The organism is Paenibacillus sp. R14(2021) (assembly GCF_019431355.1).
Classification (GTDB): Bacteria; Bacillota; Bacilli; order Paenibacillales; family Paenibacillaceae; genus Paenibacillus_Z.
Map to the genome: position 1 here is coordinate 3417430 of NZ_CP080269.1, position 20349 is coordinate 3437778.

17 protein-coding genes are annotated in these 20349 nt (G+C 40.2%); 2 read left to right on the plus strand and 15 right to left on the minus strand.

Annotation, left to right across the window (positions count from 1 at the left end):
• Positions 1-14: 14 nt before the first annotated feature.
• From KXU80_RS15885 to KXU80_RS15940, 12 genes are all read right to left on the minus strand, one after another.
• The gene (locus KXU80_RS15885) at positions 15-752 is read right to left on the minus strand and encodes an alpha/beta hydrolase family protein (protein ID WP_219834235.1); all 738 of its coding nucleotides are present in this window, start codon (positions 750-752) and stop codon (positions 15-17) included.
• Complete coding sequence (locus tag KXU80_RS15890; RefSeq protein WP_219834237.1) at positions 671-1165, minus strand: epoxide hydrolase N-terminal domain-containing protein; 495 nt, start codon at positions 1163-1165, stop codon at positions 671-673. The genes KXU80_RS15885 and KXU80_RS15890 overlap by 82 nt, the downstream gene beginning before the upstream one ends.
• A 208-nt stretch (positions 1166-1373) precedes the next feature.
• Positions 1374-1553: a hypothetical protein gene (locus KXU80_RS15895; protein WP_219834238.1), complete on the minus strand. Its 180-nt coding sequence runs from the start codon at positions 1551-1553 to the stop codon at positions 1374-1376.
• Between the two features lie 938 nt (positions 1554-2491).
• On the minus strand, positions 2492-3430 hold the full coding sequence (locus KXU80_RS15900; protein WP_219834239.1) for a phosphotransferase family protein: 939 nt from the start codon (positions 3428-3430) through the stop codon (positions 2492-2494).
• A gap of 466 nt (positions 3431-3896) precedes the next feature.
• Positions 3897-4031 carry a helix-turn-helix domain-containing protein gene (locus tag KXU80_RS15905; RefSeq protein WP_219834240.1) on the minus strand — a complete coding sequence of 45 codons (135 nt, stop codon included), beginning with the start codon at positions 4029-4031 and terminating at the stop codon, positions 3897-3899.
• 417 nt (positions 4032-4448) lie between these two features.
• Positions 4449-4853 (minus strand): AAA family ATPase, encoded by a 405-nt coding sequence (locus KXU80_RS15910; RefSeq protein WP_258171031.1) that lies wholly within the window; start codon positions 4851-4853, stop codon positions 4449-4451.
• A gap of 460 nt (positions 4854-5313) precedes the next feature.
• Positions 5314-6984 (minus strand): ATP-binding protein, encoded by a 1671-nt coding sequence (locus tag KXU80_RS15915; RefSeq protein WP_219834241.1) that lies wholly within the window; start codon positions 6982-6984, stop codon positions 5314-5316.
• Complete coding sequence (locus tag KXU80_RS15920; RefSeq protein WP_219834242.1) at positions 6971-9172, minus strand: TnsB C-terminal domain-containing protein; 2202 nt, start codon at positions 9170-9172, stop codon at positions 6971-6973. The genes KXU80_RS15915 and KXU80_RS15920 overlap by 14 nt, the downstream gene beginning before the upstream one ends.
• A gap of 12 nt (positions 9173-9184) precedes the next feature.
• The gene (locus tag KXU80_RS15925; protein ID WP_219834243.1) at positions 9185-10030 is read right to left on the minus strand and encodes a TnsA endonuclease N-terminal domain-containing protein; all 846 of its coding nucleotides are present in this window, start codon (positions 10028-10030) and stop codon (positions 9185-9187) included.
• Positions 10031-10032: 2 nt separating this feature from the next.
• The gene (locus KXU80_RS15930; protein ID WP_219834245.1) at positions 10033-11895 is read right to left on the minus strand and encodes a TnsD family Tn7-like transposition protein; all 1863 of its coding nucleotides are present in this window, start codon (positions 11893-11895) and stop codon (positions 10033-10035) included.
• Positions 11896-11958: 63 nt separating this feature from the next.
• On the minus strand, positions 11959-13671 hold the full coding sequence (locus tag KXU80_RS15935) for a TnsD family Tn7-like transposition protein (RefSeq protein WP_219834246.1): 1713 nt from the start codon (positions 13669-13671) through the stop codon (positions 11959-11961).
• 85 nt (positions 13672-13756) lie between these two features.
• The gene (locus tag KXU80_RS15940; RefSeq protein ID WP_219834247.1) at positions 13757-14767 is read right to left on the minus strand and encodes a DGQHR domain-containing protein; all 1011 of its coding nucleotides are present in this window, start codon (positions 14765-14767) and stop codon (positions 13757-13759) included.
• Positions 14768-14898: 131 nt separating this feature from the next.
• Here KXU80_RS15940 and KXU80_RS15945 point away from each other — a divergent pair, with 131 nt between their 5' ends.
• The gene (locus KXU80_RS15945; RefSeq protein ID WP_219834254.1) at positions 14899-15240 is read left to right on the plus strand and encodes a helix-turn-helix domain-containing protein; all 342 of its coding nucleotides are present in this window, start codon (positions 14899-14901) and stop codon (positions 15238-15240) included.
• A gap of 842 nt (positions 15241-16082) precedes the next feature.
• Positions 16083-17303, plus strand: coding sequence for an IS110 family RNA-guided transposase (locus KXU80_RS15950; RefSeq protein WP_219834255.1), 1221 nt, complete (start codon positions 16083-16085; stop codon positions 17301-17303).
• A 655-nt stretch (positions 17304-17958) separates the two neighbouring features.
• On the opposite strand, the gene KXU80_RS15955 is transcribed toward KXU80_RS15950, so the two are convergent.
• The 3 genes from KXU80_RS15955 to KXU80_RS15965 all read right to left on the minus strand — a co-directional run bounded on the left by KXU80_RS15955 (position 17959) and on the right by KXU80_RS15965 (position 20258).
• Positions 17959-18444 carry a copper amine oxidase N-terminal domain-containing protein gene (locus KXU80_RS15955; protein ID WP_219834256.1) on the minus strand — a complete coding sequence of 162 codons (486 nt, stop codon included), beginning with the start codon at positions 18442-18444 and terminating at the stop codon, positions 17959-17961.
• Between the two features lie 223 nt (positions 18445-18667).
• Positions 18668-19075 (minus strand): hypothetical protein, encoded by a 408-nt coding sequence (locus tag KXU80_RS15960; RefSeq protein ID WP_219834257.1) that lies wholly within the window; start codon positions 19073-19075, stop codon positions 18668-18670.
• Positions 19076-19298: 223 nt separating this feature from the next.
• Entirely contained in the window at positions 19299-20258 is a 960-nt protein-coding gene (locus KXU80_RS15965) for a P1 family peptidase (RefSeq protein WP_219834258.1), read from the minus strand.
• Positions 20259-20349: the final 91 nt, after the last annotated feature.

Here is a 20349-nt window from a genome sequence, read left to right on the forward strand (position 1 = left end):
TCACCTGATACTGATTAGCGCAGCGACTTGAATGCCGTGCGAAGTTCAGCAGTCATTAATTCTGGCTGTTCCCAAGCTGCGAAGTGCCCACCCTTAGGTAGTCGGTTGTAGTGGATCAAGTTCGGGTAGGCTTGCTCGCTCCAGCTCTTCGGTGCCAGATAAACCTCGTCAGGGAAGACGCTCACAGCAACAGGGATATTGACGCCCTTGGCGGCAAAGAATGGCGTCTTGTTCTCCCAGTAGATACGTGCAGCGGCAATCGCCGTGCTCGTCAGCCAGATGAGCGTGATGTTGTCGAGAACGTCGTCGCGCGTCAGGCCTTCTTTTTGTCCGTCAAAAGTCCTGCCGATCATGTCTAGGCTTTTCGCATCATGGTCAAGCATATAAGCTGCCAAACCAACCGGCGAATCCACCAGTCCGGCCAGTGTCTGCGGGCGCGTTCCCATGACTAGATTAATTTGCTCGCAAGCAATCTGCTCTTCGTCTGAGAGACCAGGTGGCAGCGGGTTACCGGACCAGAGCGCCGCATCAATCTCGATTGGAACCGCGCCAGGCAGCGTGGTGTGAAGGCCAATCAGTCCCTTAGGTTCTTGAACACCCATTTGATCAACGATAATTGCTCCCCAGTCGCCGCCCTGCGCCGCGTACTTCGTGTATCCAAGGCGATTCATCAGTTCGCCATACGCACTTGCAATATGGACAGGATCCCAGCCGGTCGTGGTCGGCTTGCCCGAGAACCCGTAGCCAGGCATGATGGAATAACCAAATGGAATGCATCTGAGGCATTTCCGCCATGTGCCGTAGGATTCGTAAGGGGTTCGATAAGCTTCATCTGCTCAATGATCGAGCCTGGCCAGCCATGCGCAATGAGAATCGGCATCGCATCTTCATGCTTCGAACGAACGTGAATGAAGTGAATGTCCAGACCATCGATTTCGGTAAGGAAATGCGGGAAGGAGTTCATTCTCGCTTCGATTTTGCGCCAGTCGTAATCATTTGCCCAATAACGAGCGAGTTGCTGAATCGTCGCGAGTGGTACGCCTTGCGATTGATCTGAGACCGTTTCTTTCTCCGGCCATCTTGTTGCATTGATGCGGTTGCGTAACTCGGTTAGTTCCTCTTCTGGTACATTCACGTGAAACGGACGAATCTGTTGTTGTGTCATCTGTCGATCTCCTCTTTGTGCTATTTTTGGATATTTGCGGACTAGTCGACCAGTGCAGCCATCTGTATACCATGGCGTGATTCTGCAGTTATACGCATCGGCGGTAACCACGAGGACGAATGTTACAGGGCCCAAACTAAAATTGTCAAAGGGTAAATATTGGTATGTAGACTGAGTGAGTAGGCGGTTAACTGCTTGAAGTATCTACTCACAGCACCTCTACAGCTACGCTGAATTTGGCAGATCCCGCCAAGCGTAAATGTGATTGAACCGGATATTTGCGGCAGCCAACGCCTTGATTTTTGGCGTAGGCTCTTAGTAAAATTTCTCGAAAGAGGGGAACTAAGCGGTGACAATTGCGGATGACAAGCGGGGCAAAATCGGTCATGTAAATGCCTGCTCAGAAATGGATTGTTCTAGCGAGACTCATTTGGACGTGTACATTCATACCAGTCGTTGATATAGTTTAGCCGGAGATACCAATGCATGAAAAAAATTCTTCTGTATGATGAGCGCCCCATCTTCAGATTTGAAGAAGCACAGCTATGAGCACGATCAGCACGGCGGTTCCATTCTATAGATCAAAAGTTGGCGTCTGAACAAAAACGAGCGCCTCGGTAAGATGGGGTACACACGGGGTCATCGCCTCAAAAACCCATCAGGAGGTCGCTCTACTATGAATCATAAGAAAAGCAAAATTAACGATCTGAAAACATTTGGCCGCTGGATTCAGAAGTGCAACGGTTGGCGTGGAAACTCTGCTAATTAGCTAAATAGGCTGCCGTTAGCCGGCAGCCTGTTGATTGTTGTGCTATCGTTGTCTGTTAGCTTTAAGGAACAGGCGTTAGTGTTGTGATTTTCACTGTTTCTGAACCGAGAACTCGTTGAGCAGCAATTACGTTAGGCGTGCTCGAGACATTATATTGAACTTCAAAAGAAGCGAACCCTGCAACACTATATGTCTTAATCTCAGTAATAAGCGGAGGTATCGAAAACAGTTCATGTACAATTGGTGTGAGCACACCTCCAAGACTGACAAATAACTGCAGTTCAACAATTCCTGTCGTACTAACATCATCATTGCTCAATATAACTGTTACCATAGTTGCTGGATTTGGTCCATTATTCTGGATCACCCCGGTTCAATTAGCCATATGATTTCCCTCTTTTAATCACCCCATTATTTTGTGATAGCATATTCTAACTTGTCCAAGGGGGTGGGGGTTATCCCAACATCGAAAACCCGCCCTTCATAGACAATTGGACGGGTTTTTTAGAAGAGAGCCATGGATAGGCTTTTATAGACCGTGGAAAACGCGCAGCCTGCTAATCCAAAATAATGTCTACTACTTGTTTCGCGAATGCAGCAAAGGGTTCAATATGGTCAGGACTTCGGTTAATCGCCCATCTGAGGTTATCGAAAGCCCTTAATAGCAGATAAAGCCTTATGTCAGAAAGGTCTTTTCCACTTATTCCGTACCCGTCTATAAACGCTTTGAATTCTTCATCATTTGGCCCTTCCTCTAACCCCAGGATTTGATAATGCATCAGTTGAGCAATTGTTGCATGTGGTACCACGCTTACTTTCGCATTCCAATCCAGCAATATAACTTGGTTTGCCTGATTGACAATCGTATTCTTTAAAGAAATATCTCCGTGGTTTAAGCCGAAACGGAACGGTTTACGCTTTAAATCTTCAAACCGTTTTTTTATTCTCTGCGATTCCATCTGAGTGATTACGCCAAGCTCAATCAAGCGATCATGCTCCGTCAGACTATTTATATTATGCTGCACATACCCTTGCCAACTACCGTCTGATCCAGCATGCGGTGGTGACTGAAACTCGCCATGGACGGGATCAATCAGATTTTCCCCATATCCTTTCACTTGAATAGAATGAATAAGCTTGGCATATTCGCCCAGTTTCCTCCAAACATCAGACTTGGGTACAGTACTGTCTAACCCGTTGTCTCCCTCAACAAAGGCTTGAATCATATATGCGGTTTCATCAACGACACCAATGGACAACACTTCAGGTCCCGGAACGCCAACTGCGGCTGCTTGCTCGATACTCCATTTCTCTTTGACAAAGCTTGGAAATGTACCTTTATCGTTCATACGGACAACAACTTTATGAATCTCTGTTTCGACTACGCAAACCTGATTTGTGATGCCTTTACCTATGATCTGATCGGAAGTTTTCACTTGTTCCTGAAGAAAATCGCCTGCAATTCGAGCTGCTTGTTTAACTATAGAGTCTTTCATTGTTACTTTCATCCTTCCCCAAGTACCGTGCTTCGAATAGTTTACCACACACTTTTTTGGGGAAATACGTTTACTACTAACTCCCTAACGAAATTAGCAACTAGTTATATTCCAGCCGGCAGTTGTTGTAGAATCATCCAAACAATCGAATTCAATATGGACGCAGGCATGCTCTAGCGCTTCCAAGCAAACCCGCTCCGGCTTCGTTCATCCGCAGCCCCAAATAGAAAAGCGGCGTTAGCACCATCGGCTTCCCCTTAAATCCTTATTATTATATTTATCTGGGCTGAAAGTCATTTTGGACTTTGTTTGGATTCTGAACTTTGGTTTGTGAGTTTGAGCTGTTATGTACGATCTTAATTCCAAATCGGCTATAAACCGCTACCTTCAAGTCAGACAACAAAAATGACCTCTGCACAGGTTAGAACTTGTGAGAGGCCAAAGTAATGAGAATTTATATAATAAATTATTCATCATCAAACAACCAATTTATGTTATATCTCTTTCTTAAAGCAATGATCGTTTCCGCGGATGGTTTAGTAATGTCTTTTTCAATCTCACTTAGTCTACCTTGAGAAATACCTAAACCTGAAGAATTCAACTTGGCTCATCTCTCTAGCTTTTCTGATTTTTTATCTTCTGACCAATAGTGTCCGTTATACACTTATCTCCTTAAAAGAAGGCAACCAGTATGAAATCTGGTTGCCTGCAAAACTGGTTCCAACTTCACAAGAACCATCATTATTTAAAGGTACTAACAATTGTGTAAAACCAACTACATTAACGTCAAGTTAGAAACATTACAGTAACTGAATGTGTTAAATATTCTGTGTAACTGACCTATCATACAAAGGCTTGAATATTTGCTCATACGAATAACTTAATGTTTGTAACTGCTTTTTTCTTTCAAGAAAATAAAGCATGTAACTAAGACTCACCATTTGCATTCCAACCATCTATAATTAAATTTTTAGACAATTCCCCTTACATATGCTCCTACGCAACAGCAAAGTTGCTTCTACTTACTTTGGAGAATGGTATCATACATCTTTACTTTATGAATAAAAGACGGTTCCCCTCCTTCAAGGTAATTAATGATATGCTTCATAATCGTTTTATTACTTGGATAGCCGGTTTTTTCAATCCATCCACGCGAGCTATCTGACTCTAAGACAATTACCTGTTCTGCATCTGCATTGGTTACTATCGTTGAACTATGAGTGACAACAACTACCTGACGGTTATTCTTTATTTGACGAAGACTTTGAACTAGATTTTTATATATATACTGATTATCTAAATTATCCTCTGGTTGGTCGATTATTAGAGGAGTAGTGTCATTAGTAAACCTACCGTACTCAAATAGAAACGTTAAAATTGCAACAACTTTTTGCCCTAATGACAATTGGCTAATATCCCTCATATTCACTCCAATTGTAGTTACTGTCTCTCTTGAGTTCGTATTAAATTAAATCGAGAAATCGTCGATTACTTCAAAATATTTAGCAAGGCTAATTTCTAGATTTGTTCTATTCTCTAAGAGCTTATTCTTAACTCATTTTAAAATAGTTATTATATCACTCTGTCTTTCTATTTTCTTTACATCTCTTTCGATGTGCAGAATACTATCAATATTATTAGAGTATCCCTTCAAACTCTCTGTCCTTTCAAGCAAACTGTGTTGGTCATTGAATAAAAGCGTTAAAAAATCAATATAACCAATTTTGCTGACTTGATTAAAAATGTATCTTTGTATCAACCATCACCTAAATTACTCCCCCAAATGTTGGATAATTATGTATTAACAAAATGGTACCATAGTATAATGGTTCTAAACTACTACTTAACAACAAAAAAAGCCTTAGGCCAAATCGGCTTAAGGCTTATACAAACTCATCAAATCCTGCCGTTAATCCTGCATCCTTCAAGGACTGTACTGCTGCACTTCCTTTTTCCAGCCCTTTTTTAACAATTGAAAGTGCATCTGTTACTCTCAATTTATTATTTTTGACTGAGGCCCCCCTTCTAATCCTTCTCCCCGCCCTTTTAGGTTGAACACTAATGAGCTTAACTGCCTCTTCTGCATATGACTTCTTTATTGCCGTGATATCAGTCATATCAGTTTTTAGTAATCTTTTCCCCAGTTCCTCTGCAGCAGTAGCCCCTAAGCCAAGAATCTCCCCCAATTTCATTAGTTCAACCAACAAGTCCATATCCCCACGTTGTTCTTGAGCACGCCTATGATCTATGGCAGCCTTCCCGTATAACTCAACAGGTACTTCTGACTCAAGTACATATTGATTGATAGAAAGCCATTCCGGCTTCAAATCCTTTATTTTAGCTAACTTCTCCCTGTCACCGCTCCTCAGGGCCCTAATCATTGGTTGAATAAGTTTTAAGTTTTCACTTGCGGCCTTTTTTACCATCTCAACACTAATTGTTTCTTTCTTTGTTGAGATGGCCTTCCACTGTGAATGCATAAACAGTTTAACTGCAATATCTACAATTCCTTGTGATTCAGAATACAAAACCTCGCTCAATTCCTCGGTTCTTTCTGTGTAGTTTTTTGTCCATTGATAACTCCAGATTGAATTCAGCAAGACCTCCCAGTCTTTACCTTTCGTTAGACGATCTAGAACCATATCCCCCATTCCTGATGCCCTTCTTGCCTGTGCAAAGACACTCTCAAATAAATAGGTGGCTCTTCCTGTCCCAACAAGCACAATAGGAATGCCTAAGACGTTAACCAACTTAGTGAAGAAATTTAGAGTCCTCTCTTCACCACCAGTCTTAGATAAGTTCAAATTTTGAATTTCATCAATTACAAGAACACCTAAACAGTGCAATGAGGCGATCTGAGCCATTGGCACTGTCAGCGTTTCAGCTGTCGAGCGTTCCTTAACGTGAATATTTGAGTAATTCTCCTTCAATATTTCATCAACTATGTGAAAAAAATCCACACATAAACTTTTAAGTGAGCCATCAGAAGGGCATTCAAGCTTCAGCCAGTTGAGTTGCTTGAGCATTCCCATTCCCTTGATGCTCTTGTGAAGAATAACCTGAGGATATGTAAGTAAAATTTTCTCGACTGAAGTTGATTTTCCTATTCCACTAGGTCCCAGAATGCAAAAACCGTTAGCTGATGCTCTATTACCAATAGTGTTGTAACCATTTTCATCTATGCCTTGCTCAAGAAGATTTTGAATTCCTGTTGAGAACTGTCTTTGAAAAATGGGTAATGTCGGATTTCTCGATACGTAACCTTGTCTAATCATTACTGAGAACCTGGTTTCCATATCGAAATGAAGGGGGAGTGGTTGCAAAAAGTTCTGGAGTTGGTATACGCAGTGCATCCGGATATTAGCCGGCCATTCGCGCTGCGAATGATCGAAATCTGGATATTGAGCAAAAGAATTTGCTACTTCCAAGATTGATTTAATATGTGGTTGTGACTCTATAAGAGGATTTCCTCTATATGCTGGAACCTGTTGCTCTGCATATTTTGCTTCAACCTGAGTTCCCTTTAAAATAGATCTTCCATCAACTTGTTTCATTCGTATTCCTCCGGTTGATTTCCGACATAAGGATATTATAGATTTCATCATCGTCGTCTTTTCTCTCGACCTGATTCATACCTCTAAACGGGATTACTACTCCTTTTGGTTCTGCTCCAACTTCACCAAGCTCCCACACAACTTGGGATCTAGCCTTTTGATCTAGTCTGTTTTCATCCGTTTGACGTATGAGCTCTGCTTTGGATAGATCAGGATCACGTAATGCATCTGTTATTTTTGTTTCATTTTCGATAATTTTGCTAACCTCTGCAATTGTGTTTGCTTTCAGGTCCTTCTGCACAGTCATGCTTTCCTGAATATTTGCTCGTTCTGCGATATGAAGGATCTCAACTTCTCTTTCACTCAGTCCGCCGAAGTGCTTAGCATATTGTGGCAATAGATTACATTTAATGAACCCTAATCCGTCTTTATCCGGTATATAAATGTGATTATCGTTTCTCGGATCGTAAGTTATTTTAAGCCTCCATGCCCCCCTATTACGCGCCTTTTCAAACCATCCCTCTTCTATTGCCTTATCGCATGTATAGCCCAACTTCAGTTTGCGAAAATATATGCCTTTATCGTAAGTAACAGATGCAACAGCATTGGGCAAAAGATTCAGTCTAATAATATCTTCTGGTTTACTATGCAACCCAACATATCGATGTTTCATGCCCCAGTTCCATAAATTAATAGGGGTTGGAACCAGACCAGCCCTCACCATATCTTGATCCATCGGATAATCGGGTAATATTGAATGATTATATTCTCTAATCAGAAGAATCATAATTTGTATGTAAGCTTCCAATGATAGTTTGGCGTCAAGACGATGATCTTTCTCTCCGCGTTCAGGTACACCTTTCTCTACACCGCCAGGGAGCATTGGGCGAGCCCGACTATCCATAATGCGAAAGTGTTGTTCAATGAAAGGTTTAAAATCTCCTCTATATGGTGGTGTATTTGATACATCGACTCCTAGATTTTCTATTAAGTCTTCAACATAATCGCTTTCAAACTCACCACGGTCAGCCAATAAGCGTCTCGGTAAATAAAGACTTGGCCATTCTTCACTTGTTATTTCTATACCGTAATCTGCACAGAACTTAACCTTATCAACGCTAGCATTCTCTAGACTTATAATTGCAGTTCGCCAACTAATGTTCTCGAACCCTATCGAGAATCCTGAGACTAGACGACTAAATACATCCTTAGAGTAGTATGTAATGGGTTTCCCAACATTCAAGCGATTTAATGAGTGTACGAGATGAAACGTGCCTATTGTTGCATCTATTTCATACTCAAAGCCCGGCCCATGGGCTCTTTCAGTTGCATTCCCTGTAGCAGCTCTCATTCTTAAATTGAAATTCCGCTCTCCAAAGCGCTTTTTTAATGCCTCCTTTACTTTTCTCTCTTTGTAGTAGTAATACTTAAATTGTTCGAACCGTGGCAACTGCCCACTAGGTGGTAGAACAGGCTTCTTAATCCCATTCTCATAAAAATAACCTATATTATATAGCTCATCAATCATTCGATCATAAGCATATTTTAAAGGATTCCTTTTTCGGGTATGATAGTGCCGGGCAATAGCTATTCGGAATAATTGTAGGTCTTCTTCTGTGATATTGACACCTACTACTCGAGTTGGGTCAAGCAATGTTATAGCCGACTTTCTACCACGCTTTATTCCGGTTTTAGATTCACGAGATTTTCCAGGACCGCCACAGTTTTTGTAATTGTTTAATAGTGCATTCTTTGTTTTACCGCCTCTCCAGTAACGGCGTAGCTTCCTATATATTTCAGTTTTATGGATTTTGGCGTTCGGTTCTTTAGAAATGTATTCGCTAATCATAATTCCGCGAAGCTTTGAGTCATAAATATCTGGTTCATCCAAGACAAGATCATGAATCAGGCTCCATGCTTTATCTCTGGATTTAATATTCTTTTGCGTTGGTGATTTAAAAGCCAGAGCAGCAATATAAGGATCTCCCTCTAAGATTCTTGCTCTATTCTGAGAGAGACTATCTACCACAATTGCATAACTGATCCATTCTGGTAGACTCGACTTCTCGTCTAAGTCGATAATAACTACTTGTTCCTTGTTGTGTGATATCCAAAGAATTCGTTCTGTTTTTGTACTCCTATTTTCTTCATCAAAATATTCTATAATTGTATTTTCCACGAGATCCACTATAAATACCTCCTATCCCAATTGGAGAGACTGGTTGACAGTCTCAGGATTGGCCTTTTGGTCACATACAGAAATATGAATACTATCCGATGGATTTATCTTCTTATACATGTCAGTGGACCACTTTTTTGTTGCGAGCATGTGCTGCACGATAAACATTGATGAGCCGATAGACAAGCCAGTTTTCTCATCAAATTCGATTGTAATTGATGATAAGGGTCTATTTTGTTTTCGTATCTCAAATAGCAACTTAGGAGCAAGTATGTCGATAAGTTTCTGATTAACTTCTTGAGGGGCAAATTCCAATAACCTCGATCGGTGAAGCCACTCGACATTGAGAACAAAAGCCCTTGGTAGTTCTCTGTCAGTAACTACTCTCCAATTAATTCCTAATTCCATGTAGTATCTTTGCTCAATTGTAAGTTTCTCAATAGTTCTTATATTCATATCTCCCGCATGCTTTAATGTACGAGCGAACGGCGTATCATTACTCTCTGTGAGCATGAAATCTGTTGTCAGCACGATTGGTTCCTTTGTTTTGGGGTCTTTGGGATGATCAATACCTAACTCTCTAGCAATCTCAATCGTTCTTTGAATTGGCAATAAAGGATACTGCTCCCTTATATCAGTGATACGATCTGACCAATCCACCATGTAAAAATAAGATCGCTCGAAATTAGACATAGTGTGATGAATCCTGCCTACAGTCCAGCTTTTAATTCTAGTAACTACCCCGTTTGAAGGTACATCATGTATAGTGAGCCAAGGCTTATAATCTTTTCCGCAACCTTGTCCTCTGCCTTCCTTTATTCGCCGTTCTATTTTAGCAGCGGTCCAGTCACGATTTCTTTTTGCCATTTCTATACACCTTCCTTCAGTTGATCAATAAATGAATTAATATGGTTTATCACCGAACTTGAACAATTTTTATATGGATCTAATCGAAGAAAGTTTGAAAGACTGACTGACTTATTAAACTTTTTTAAATATGCAGCTGTTATTGGAATTCTCCGAATTTGATAGGCTTCATAGGACTCAATAAGGTTCTCTAAGGTCTCTGATGTCTTCGGTAGATCTAATCTGCGATTCAGAAAAAACCCTTTATCCTGGGCCGATAGTTGTCCAAGTATTGTGTATGTTAGTATTCTTTTTGAATACTGACTCTTATATAACTCTTTTCCAGCCTGCATAACTAAAATCGAAATCCTTTCGTCTTCTTTCTTCCAATTTTTTCGTTTAAAGTTCCCCATTGTCCTCTGTGGTAAAGTATTATTTATCCACTCAGGATCTTTCTTTCTAAGCCAGGCATAGTCTTGAATACCAACTAAATTCGTTATTTCTTGTCTTTTCAAAGTATTGTTATTACTAGTAAGAGATAAAATTTTTTCTTTAATCTTCTTCATCCGTAACTGGGCCGTTAGATCACTTTCACTTACTCTGGTGCCTTTCTTACGAGCTAGTTTTATCTGCTTGTTAGTATCTCCTTTTGATTTACATATCTTTATAGCAATATTTGCTACATCTTCATCTGTATGTGCAGAAGTTAATATTTTGTACCACAACTCCCCATGGTCTATGGTATATGCTTTATCTGCCCCTGCATTTATCCTAAATGTGTAACCGCACATAGGACATTTAAAAGTTGCGAATAATTTCTTCCCGTACTCGACTTTACTTACTCTCTTTGAACACCGTGTTATCACTGGATCATTAAATTGTGAACAAAGGGGATTAATACACGCCCATGGACCATGCCCCCAATAAACTGGGCTCGCAAGTTGAGGAGTTTCATACTCTATAAATTTTTCAGCAGAGCCAAGTAAAAATCTCATAAGCAGCATGTGTACGAGGGGATTGGTCTTTGGCTCCCTAAAGTCAGCTTTCGTTAGTGCTAGTCGAGTTTTTAAGTAATCAATACTCAAATTCACTTTTAGTAAATTCTCTATTTTGTAGTAAGTTATTAAATTTGTAGATAAGGCTTTGTTGTTATGATGTTTTTCACCCGTTTTGTATCCGTTAATCCACAGTAACGTGGCATATTTATGTCTAGTTATATGCTGAGGGTGATTCTTCACTTGTAGTAAAGTTAAGCAGTCGACGGATAAGTTTAACAAAAAGTCGGAAGTATCAGATTGGACGACTGGTACAGAGGGAAGGTCTTTTGCACAATGTGGGCAACTTTCTGAAGTTGGCTGGTACATGTTGTAATAGCTAGATAGTGGCTGGTTACAACTATAACAATGTTGTATAAGATATACCCGATGAATTGGGCATATGTGTACAAAGTTCAGTTGATGAACACGATGGATATAGCTCTCTCCATACTCAATCCTATCTGACACTAAGCATTCCGGACAGAATTTATATGGATTGTCGAATAGAGCGTAGGTATAGTTTCCCGGGAAGGCTTTGTTCTGATTGTAGATCATCCCTTCAAACATTAAAGCCTCAAATTCAGGAGAAATAAAAGGACTGTATAGTGGATAAAAAGTGTGATTCAATATAATTTCTTCTGCCGTCAACATATACTCTGTTGCTTCAATAAAATGATTTAAATTACGGGGGTAAATACTAGTCCTAAAAGAATCAATATCAAAAAGATCTACCATAATAAGACGAGACTGATGTGTATTCATGGCACCTATTCGATGTTTATAACGAAATAGTATACTTCGAAAATCTTCGTCTGGATAACCACTTGGGAAATACGCTTTCTCCCCCATAACTCCATCACTACCTCCTAGATGAGTATCATCTATGAGATAGTATTTCCTAAATTGCTAAGCCTATATCAAGCCGAGTCTATTTTTTATATATTTCTGCACTTTAATAGAGCACTTATTAGTAATTGCAGCTCTTCTCCTTACCTTCCACTCCTTCAGTTCACCGCGTTCTTTTAATAACTCAATAGCCACATCAATTCTTCTAGTTTGAAAATCCTCAACACTCTCAACGTATTGAGTAATTAACATATTAGTTTTAGGCATTTTTTCTGGGTAGTAGAAAAACGAATGGTGAAGTTCAGCACGTCTAATAAGTTCATTTTTAGTGATTTTAACTGGTCTTTCCAAAGCCAAAAGGTCTGTAACCGCTAAGAGAACCTTTTTGCTCATAACCTCCTCTCTCTCTTGCCAATCAACTCTCTCCTCGTATGTAACCTTTTCTAATTGACTAGTTTTTTTACTTTTCTTACGAACACTAATGACTTTTATTTGCCTTTCTTTTTCAGAGTCTATTAGAAGCAATTTATTGAAAGTTTTGGGATCCACACCAACTTGTTTGGCCTTCTGCCTCAAGGAAAGATTAGAATCTAAATTCACCTCTTTTGCCGCTTGTAATAAGGTCACTCCAAATGTCTCAATTCGCCCTCTCAAAAATCGGTCCTCAGGAGTCAAATCTGGTCCTGTTCTGATATAGGAAAAGCCACAACTGCAAATAAAATGGCCGGTCGGCTTCTTTGTCTTACTTCCCGTTGTAACGACACACTCATTCACAACCGACTCTCTGTAGTGTTCAGCAGCTTTATTTAGGCATGGCCAAGGTGCTTCCCCAAAAGGTTTAATTCTTCCTTTGGGCTTAACATGCTCAAAAGGGGTTCCAAAAAACTTTAGAAGCAATAAGTGGCGTAATGGGTGGCCAGTTTCATCTCTATTTCTCAAGAGTTTATGTAGCCACGTATAGTCACTTCCTGCTTGTAGATTACTGTTTAGCTGTGTAAGGAATCCGTTGCTATGATATTCAGTGAAGTCTGCAACAAGCAACTTAAACCGTATGCTCCCACCGGTAGTAATATATCCTCTGTGCTCCAGCTGTTCCAAATAAAACTCTTTTACAATGTCCTGAGATATTGAGTTATTAGAGTGTGAAAGTAACAATTCAGCAGATCGCTTTGCAATGTCCAAGCTTTCTGCTTCAAAGACTCCGGGAACCTCAACTCTGTCTAAATCGTACAACTTATTTAAATCCACAAAAGTTTGCTTACCTCTTAATGTTGAAATCAATACTTGCGAGTTAACCAGTACTGAATAATGAATTGAGCAAACTGTTACGCCTGGGAGCTGATGAGCTCTTCGCCAATAAGTGGCTCCATACTTATTCAAATCAAACGCGCTACATTTGGCACAGTATCTAAGATAAATCGTTTTGGGGACTGAGCTGGCAATGGTACCTAATGTCATATGGATTTTGCCACCTTGGTCATTAGACATCATAAAATTGAATATCTTCTGTGAAGTCTCTTTCGGGAGAAAAGGGAGATAATAGGGGTACATTGTATGCTTCATTATTATTGTTTCAGCTGAGATGCCCGTTTGAACCAACTTGCTTGCCAGGCTAGACACGTGGCTTGGAAAATCTATAACAGCACAGGATGAACGGGTGTTAAAGAGCTTCTGCAGATTATATTTATGGCTCCTCCCTCCAATAATGCTCTGGTATCTTGCGCAAACGCTATATAACAACTCGTCTGGGAACATTTCAGGGAAATAACTCAAATCCATCGAAGATTCTCCTTAAAGTTGAAATTAAGAAATCCCACGCCTCAGGGCACAGGACTTCTCTAGGGGTGTCAAACCAGTAGCTTGATTATTTACTAGCACTTGTTCCAATCATTTGCGTAATTAAATCATTGGCCAGTGTCTTCGATCCACTCATCCCTTTTATATATCTCAAGGTTCCTGCAGCTGACCAATCCATACTTTTAAGTTTATTAACACCTTTAATTACTTGGTTATAATCGATTGCTCTCTTCTCTTCACTTATGACCTTAGAGAGAAAGACACCTCCAGCAATAGCTATCGCGTTCAAACATACAATGTGTGTCAGGCGATATTCCTTATAATCGAGCCATTCCTTATTAAACAGCTCCTTAATTGCATTAAAATAAACGAGGCATAACATTAATTTTTCTTCTTTAGGCAATTTAGCAACATGATCCTCTTTAGATAAAAACTCGAGCATTTTATATAGGTTCTGCAGCGTTACATGACGCCCTAGGCTGCGCTTACCCGTAATTGTGCTAATGAAATGAAACGGGCTATCTCCTCTTGTAATAAGCTGAGTAGCGACCCAACTGTACTCGTCGGAGTCACGATGAAGGTATTTGCTAAGAGAAATCCCGATGCCTTTTGCCTTGGTGTTAATTGTATCGAATAAGTTTATCTCTTCATCTTCATCCAAGTAATGAAAAGCTAAGAACGGTACACTGATCTCAGAATGGGTATCCTGGGTATATCGCTTTATCCCTCCTAAACGATGTTGTCCATCCATAAGTGAAGCCTTGTCCTTACAGATTAATCGTCCAAAGGAAGATCTCGATTTATCGTAAGCACTAAACTCCCACTTTGATTCAGCATTTAGAAGTATAGGTGTAAACAGTGCATCATCGCCCTTTGATAAGTACATAGCAAAATCATTACATCGTTTGTTATCAACAGGACGTTGGTATCCCTTACCGGAGGGATGATCAAAAGGTTTTACATAAGTGATCTGTAGAGCAGACATTGCAGATACGTTGCCAAGATAAGCAACCTTCCCGCGCATTTTATATAGAAGCACGTTCTCAATGACATGATGATGCGCCAAAGCTGATGACATATAACATTTCTCCTCATGCATATTGTGATTTTATTTTAGGATATTTATGTACTAAATACAAATGGAATTATGTAGTTTAACTCTCTTCAATAGAACCCGACACTTGCCTACTCTTAAGAAGAGGTGGCGATATGTTTAATATCAATGCAAGTGTTGGTAAGAAAATTAGATTGTATAGGAAAGCGAAGAACTTAACACAAGATGAGCTAGGGGAAATACTACATATTGATCAGTCATATTTGGGGAGAATTGAAAGAGGAGAGATTAATGTGACTCTTGAAACACTTCTCAAGATATCGGACGCACTGAAAATTAAGCCCTCACAGCTGCTTGAGACTAGCAATCGTTCTTCTGATAAGTTAAGGGATGATACTCTTGATAAAATTGATACCTTGCTCTATTCATTGGATGTAAATGAGCTGCAGATTATCTATCGACTAATTAACGATGCTCTAGCCCTTAAAAACAAATAACAACATAAATAAGGAGCGGTTACAATGAAGCACTGTAGTGCAATTGCAAATTCTTCCACACTGTTCCTTCATCATAGCTATTGCAAAAATCTTGGGCTATCGGTTTTCCGATCACTTCATTACCGCTCTGACGACATTTTTGGTCAAGGAATTGCGCTAGACCATGGTATAGTCACCATCGGACTAACGATTAGACGACATCTCGAATAACAATTCACGACTTCTATAAACAGAAAGAAAAGCCGCTTCTTAGACCATTTTGATCAAAGAAACGGCTTCAACAATTCTTTATAGATATCTAAATAACTTGATTCTCAACAAAGTTGGGGTTTCGTACCGCATGCTCGCTACTTCGTCCCCATTCAGCCACCTGAATATTTAGAATCTCAGATAGAAACCACCAAGTTGTAAATACTTAAAAACTTGTTATCACTACTACTTAAATGTTCAAAATCCGAACAAATATCATCCCATTTTCTTATCATAACAGCTCTCCAAAACAGATTATCATCTGCAACTTACACTTTATGAAAATCCAATGGTTAACGAATGGATCGTTCCAGTAGCCGCGCGATCGTGCCCGTTAGCCATTCATGCAGCGCAAGAGCATCGCTGCACCACAGAGGATGAAAATAGAAAAACTCTGTCAATACTGCTATTACGGCTGGGAGAAGAAGGTCGATCAACTATGGTGCGTTAGAGCCCATCCGTTAGTCTGACTCCAACGACCACGGTGCATCACAGAATGTCGCTCCCCTTTTGGGGAAGCACTCATGGTAGATTAATCCTATTTTGGTTGCTGCACCAGCTCCAATTACAGAGCCGTAGAAAGGAACTATTCAATGGATGTTCTCATTGAACGCGCATGTGGAATGGATGTTCACAAAGACTCTATTACTGCGTGTGTAATGACGCCCGAGGGAAAGGAGATTTGTACGTTTCCTACTAAAACTGTTTTTCTGCTTCAGTTAATCGACTGGATTAAGAACCATGGTTGTACTCATGTGGCAATGGAAAGTACAGGCGTATTTTGGAAGCCAATTGTTAACCTCTTAGAATCTGAAGATATTGAGTTTCTAGTCGTGAATGCCCAGCATATGAAGGCACTTCCAGGACGTAAAACCGATGTTAAAGATGCGGAGTGGATTGCCCAACTCCTCCGCCACGGGCTCCTGAAAGCTAGTTTCATTCCAAACCGTACGCAACGAGAACTTCGGGAGTTAGTTCGGTATCGTCGAAGCATCATTGAAGAACGTGCCAGACAGCACAATCGAATTCAGAAGGTTTTAGAAGGAGCAAACATTAAACTTGGGTCCGTTGTTTCCGATATTATGGGCGTCTCGTCTAAGGAGATGCTTCGTGCAATTGCAGACGGCGAAGAAGATCCTGAGAAATTGGCAAACCTGGCTCAACGCTCACTGAAAAAGAAGAAATCAGAACTAGAACTGGCTCTGCGTGGCTACGTAAACCCCCATCAACGTTTAATGATCAAGACCATTATTCTAACTCACATCGATTTTTTGTCGGAACAAATTGAGATGTTAGATCAAGAAGTTGCCCAGAGAGTCAGCTCATTTCAGGAAGATGTAGAACGCCTGGATTCCATACCTGGTATAGCTCCTCGAATGGCGGAACAGATCTTGGCTGAGCTTGGAACAAACATTGCGCATCAGTTCCCTAGTGCGGCTCACTTATGTTCTTGGGCGGCATTAGTTCCTGGTCATAATGAAAGCGCGGGCAAACGAAAGTCTTCCAAAGGAAAGAAAGGAAACAAATATTTGAAATCTGCTTTAACTGAAGCCGCTCATTCAGTGGGTGCATCAAAGAACTATCTCGGTGCACTTTATCGTCGAGCACTCGCTAAAAAAGGCAGGAAAAGAGCCGCTATTGTAGTCGCTCATGCCATGTTAAGAATTGCTTATTACTTACTATCTAGAAAAGAAATGTACGTAGACTTAGGCGAAGACTATTTTGAGAGGCATAAACAAGCAGCCATTGTTCGGAATTCCGTACGAAGACTTGAAAGCTTAGGATATGCCGTTTCAATCTCGGAAGTTTCTTGATCTACTATCTCCTGATAATGAATTGACGCGGTGCGGCACCTTTAAAAAACTAAAGAACTGCGCCTCTCTTTGGTTTTGTCTTTTTTAGATGTTACTACGAGAAATTTTCATGGTAGTTTAATAAAGTGTGCATTTGTGGGATCACGGGGCTGTATAGAAGTTCTTGTCCTAGTACGGCTTTGTATAGAAGTTCTTGTCTTGAGCTCACGACAAGAACTTCTATACAAAAAAATAAAAAAGCCGCTGTTTATGCGACTTCAATTGTATATATGTTCTTGTCGTCCGACATCTCACTTTATGGGGTCAGTCCCATCGCGGCCTTTAATGAGATAATGTTCTTGTCACCCGACAACCACGTCTTCTTTTTTTTATTATCGATATAATATGTTGGTGAGCCCTCCTGCAGCGCGCGTGAGAATCCGCCGTTTGCGACGATGCTAGCTACAGGCAAACAAAAAAGCCGCAATTCATGCGACTTTTAATGTTACTGTGTTCTTGTCACCCGACAACCGGCGGCGGCAGCAGCAGCAACTGACTGATATGATTGTCGGACGACAAAAATTTTTATACATAAATGCTTCTCACTCTTCGCAGAAATAAAATCAGCGTTACCGTTTTAATTCGGCAACGCTGATTTTTGTTTGCATGTTCAGATTCATGATATATCTACATTATCAGTCGGCAAGCTAATCGAAATCTTTAAATCTTCTTTATTGAAAGATACCGTTGCTCCATAAGCTTCCGCAATGAAACGCAAATTAACATAGAACATATCGTTTACGATAGCTGGTGATTGGCCTAGCTTTATTTTATTATCATTTACATAACCATATATTTCATCAGCTGTTAACTTTATAGTCGTCTTGTCGTTTTTGGCGAGCAACGTTTTCGTATTATTGTTGAATTCCGCATCGATCTTTAAACTGTCGAAAAACGCTCTAAAGGGAACAAGTGTTGTCCCACTTGGCATGATAAAGCCAGTTAGATCTTGCTTAACACCATCAATAAAGATGGTTGGTGTCATGTTCTCATGCGAATAAGTGCCATCTGCACTTACTGCATGTGTTTGAATGGTACCGCTTGAAACAATCGAAACAGTCAGAAGCGCCAATGCCCATATTTTGTTTGTTTTTTTCATCATTTCTTCACTCTCCTTTAGATTTTCATTTGATTACTCAAGCTTAAAAAGGTAGGTCAGCCTCTTATCTATCAAAGAGATTGACCTACTTCCTACTAACCTGTAACGTTTATTGTTACATTATTACTAGCGTCCCTTGTAATTGTTGCATGATCTTCCTCGGATACTGAAAAAGAAGAACTTGGAACCGCCACGCCATCGTTCGCAGTTAGCGTAACCAATTTAGCTATCCTTCAACTAATTGATAAAATCTAATGTCACCTTTTTCTGTTTCAGCTATCAGTATGTCATTTCGCTCTTTGACACGGAATATCTTTGTTCCCACTTCCAGTTTATTTGCTGTTCCGTTTTTAAAATCTTTACCAACATTACTTTGGTGACTGATTTCAGTTACTTGTACGTCTTTGGTTAAATTTAACTCCCCTACCCATGAAACTCCTGCATTATATATAGTGTCTCTATACATAAAAATATTAGCATTCGAATCCATTCTTAAAACTTCTTGAGCAGTTGGATTTCCAATTGTATTAGTCTCACTCTGCTGTTCTGAAATCTGCTTGGTGGGTTCTTTTCCGCAACCAATCAACAAAGAAAAACTACATATTACAACATACATAAAAATCCTTTTCACCAAATTGTCCCCCCCTTTACAAATCCATTAATTGAAATTGAGACGTGGAAATCCTCACGAATGTTGCAGCCTTTATTCAACTCTCCTGCCCGTTAGTTGAGAAAACGGCAGCCATAAGCTGGCTGCCGTATCTTCGTGTTTATTCAGCTATCGTTCCCAGTTAGCTCAACCACCGACTGGCGCAAGTGTCGGTGGTTTACTGTTAAACTTAGATCCCTTATCGTAATTAATTATTTATTTCAAAACTGTTTAATACAGCATCCCATGCCAGCTCTGATGCAAATAATCCAATATGACCAGCATTAAGATCTGGGTTATCGACTTCATTGGTTGAAGCCATAAATAAAACGTCACCATCGTCAATTGTGTGAAATGGATATATTGCTCTTGCCATAGAAGTATGTACCTGTTTGGACAATTGGCGCAAAGAAACAGGCGGTAACTTCTGGTTGGTTACGACTACTGTCAATGTGGTATTTCCTAGCTTCTTAACAGAGTCATCCATAAGATTTTCTAAGTTCATATAGCGTGTATTTGTATGGTTATCATAATAACCTCTCACAATCGAACCGTCTCTACCTAAAATGGCTCCCATCGAATTGACAACTGTATACACTACAATTTTCGTTGGACCGATTTGCCGAAAAGCTGCACCTTGGCCTCCTGTTTCCCAATGGTTAAACCCTTTTCCTACTTTTGCTGAACGTCCTGCACCAGTTGCACCCATTGGAAACTTGTTTATTTGTGTACTTAGAAAGGCAGCACTTCCGAGTTGCTTATCTGGGTAGATCGCGTTATCCCTTCCGACGAAGTCATAGATGGTTGCTGCAGCCACTCTAGGCATAGAATTTGTTGAGTAACCGCTCTGGGCCAATAATTCAGAGGTAACTCCAGTCACAGCCTCTAATCCATGAACGGAACCGCCAGTTAAACAAATTGCGTCAAGAACTCGCTCTCCAGCAGAAAAATTGTGATTATCGGTAGTGAATGTAGATGGGGAACCTCCTCTTACATCAACAGCAGCTCTAACTGTTTCTGGAAAGTACAAAACGGTACAACCAGTTGGACCTTCTTTATATTCAGCGATGCCTACCTTTATCGCGGGGAAATCATATTCCAGAATAGCTTTGTTAGTGTTTGTATCGGGTTCAAGCGATAGACTATCATTTGATTTACCCATGTACATTATAGAATCCCCTCCTAAAAGTTGTATATATTTACATTCACAATAATGAACATGCGTTCCCATGTCAATCCATTCAAACATGTATTTCCAC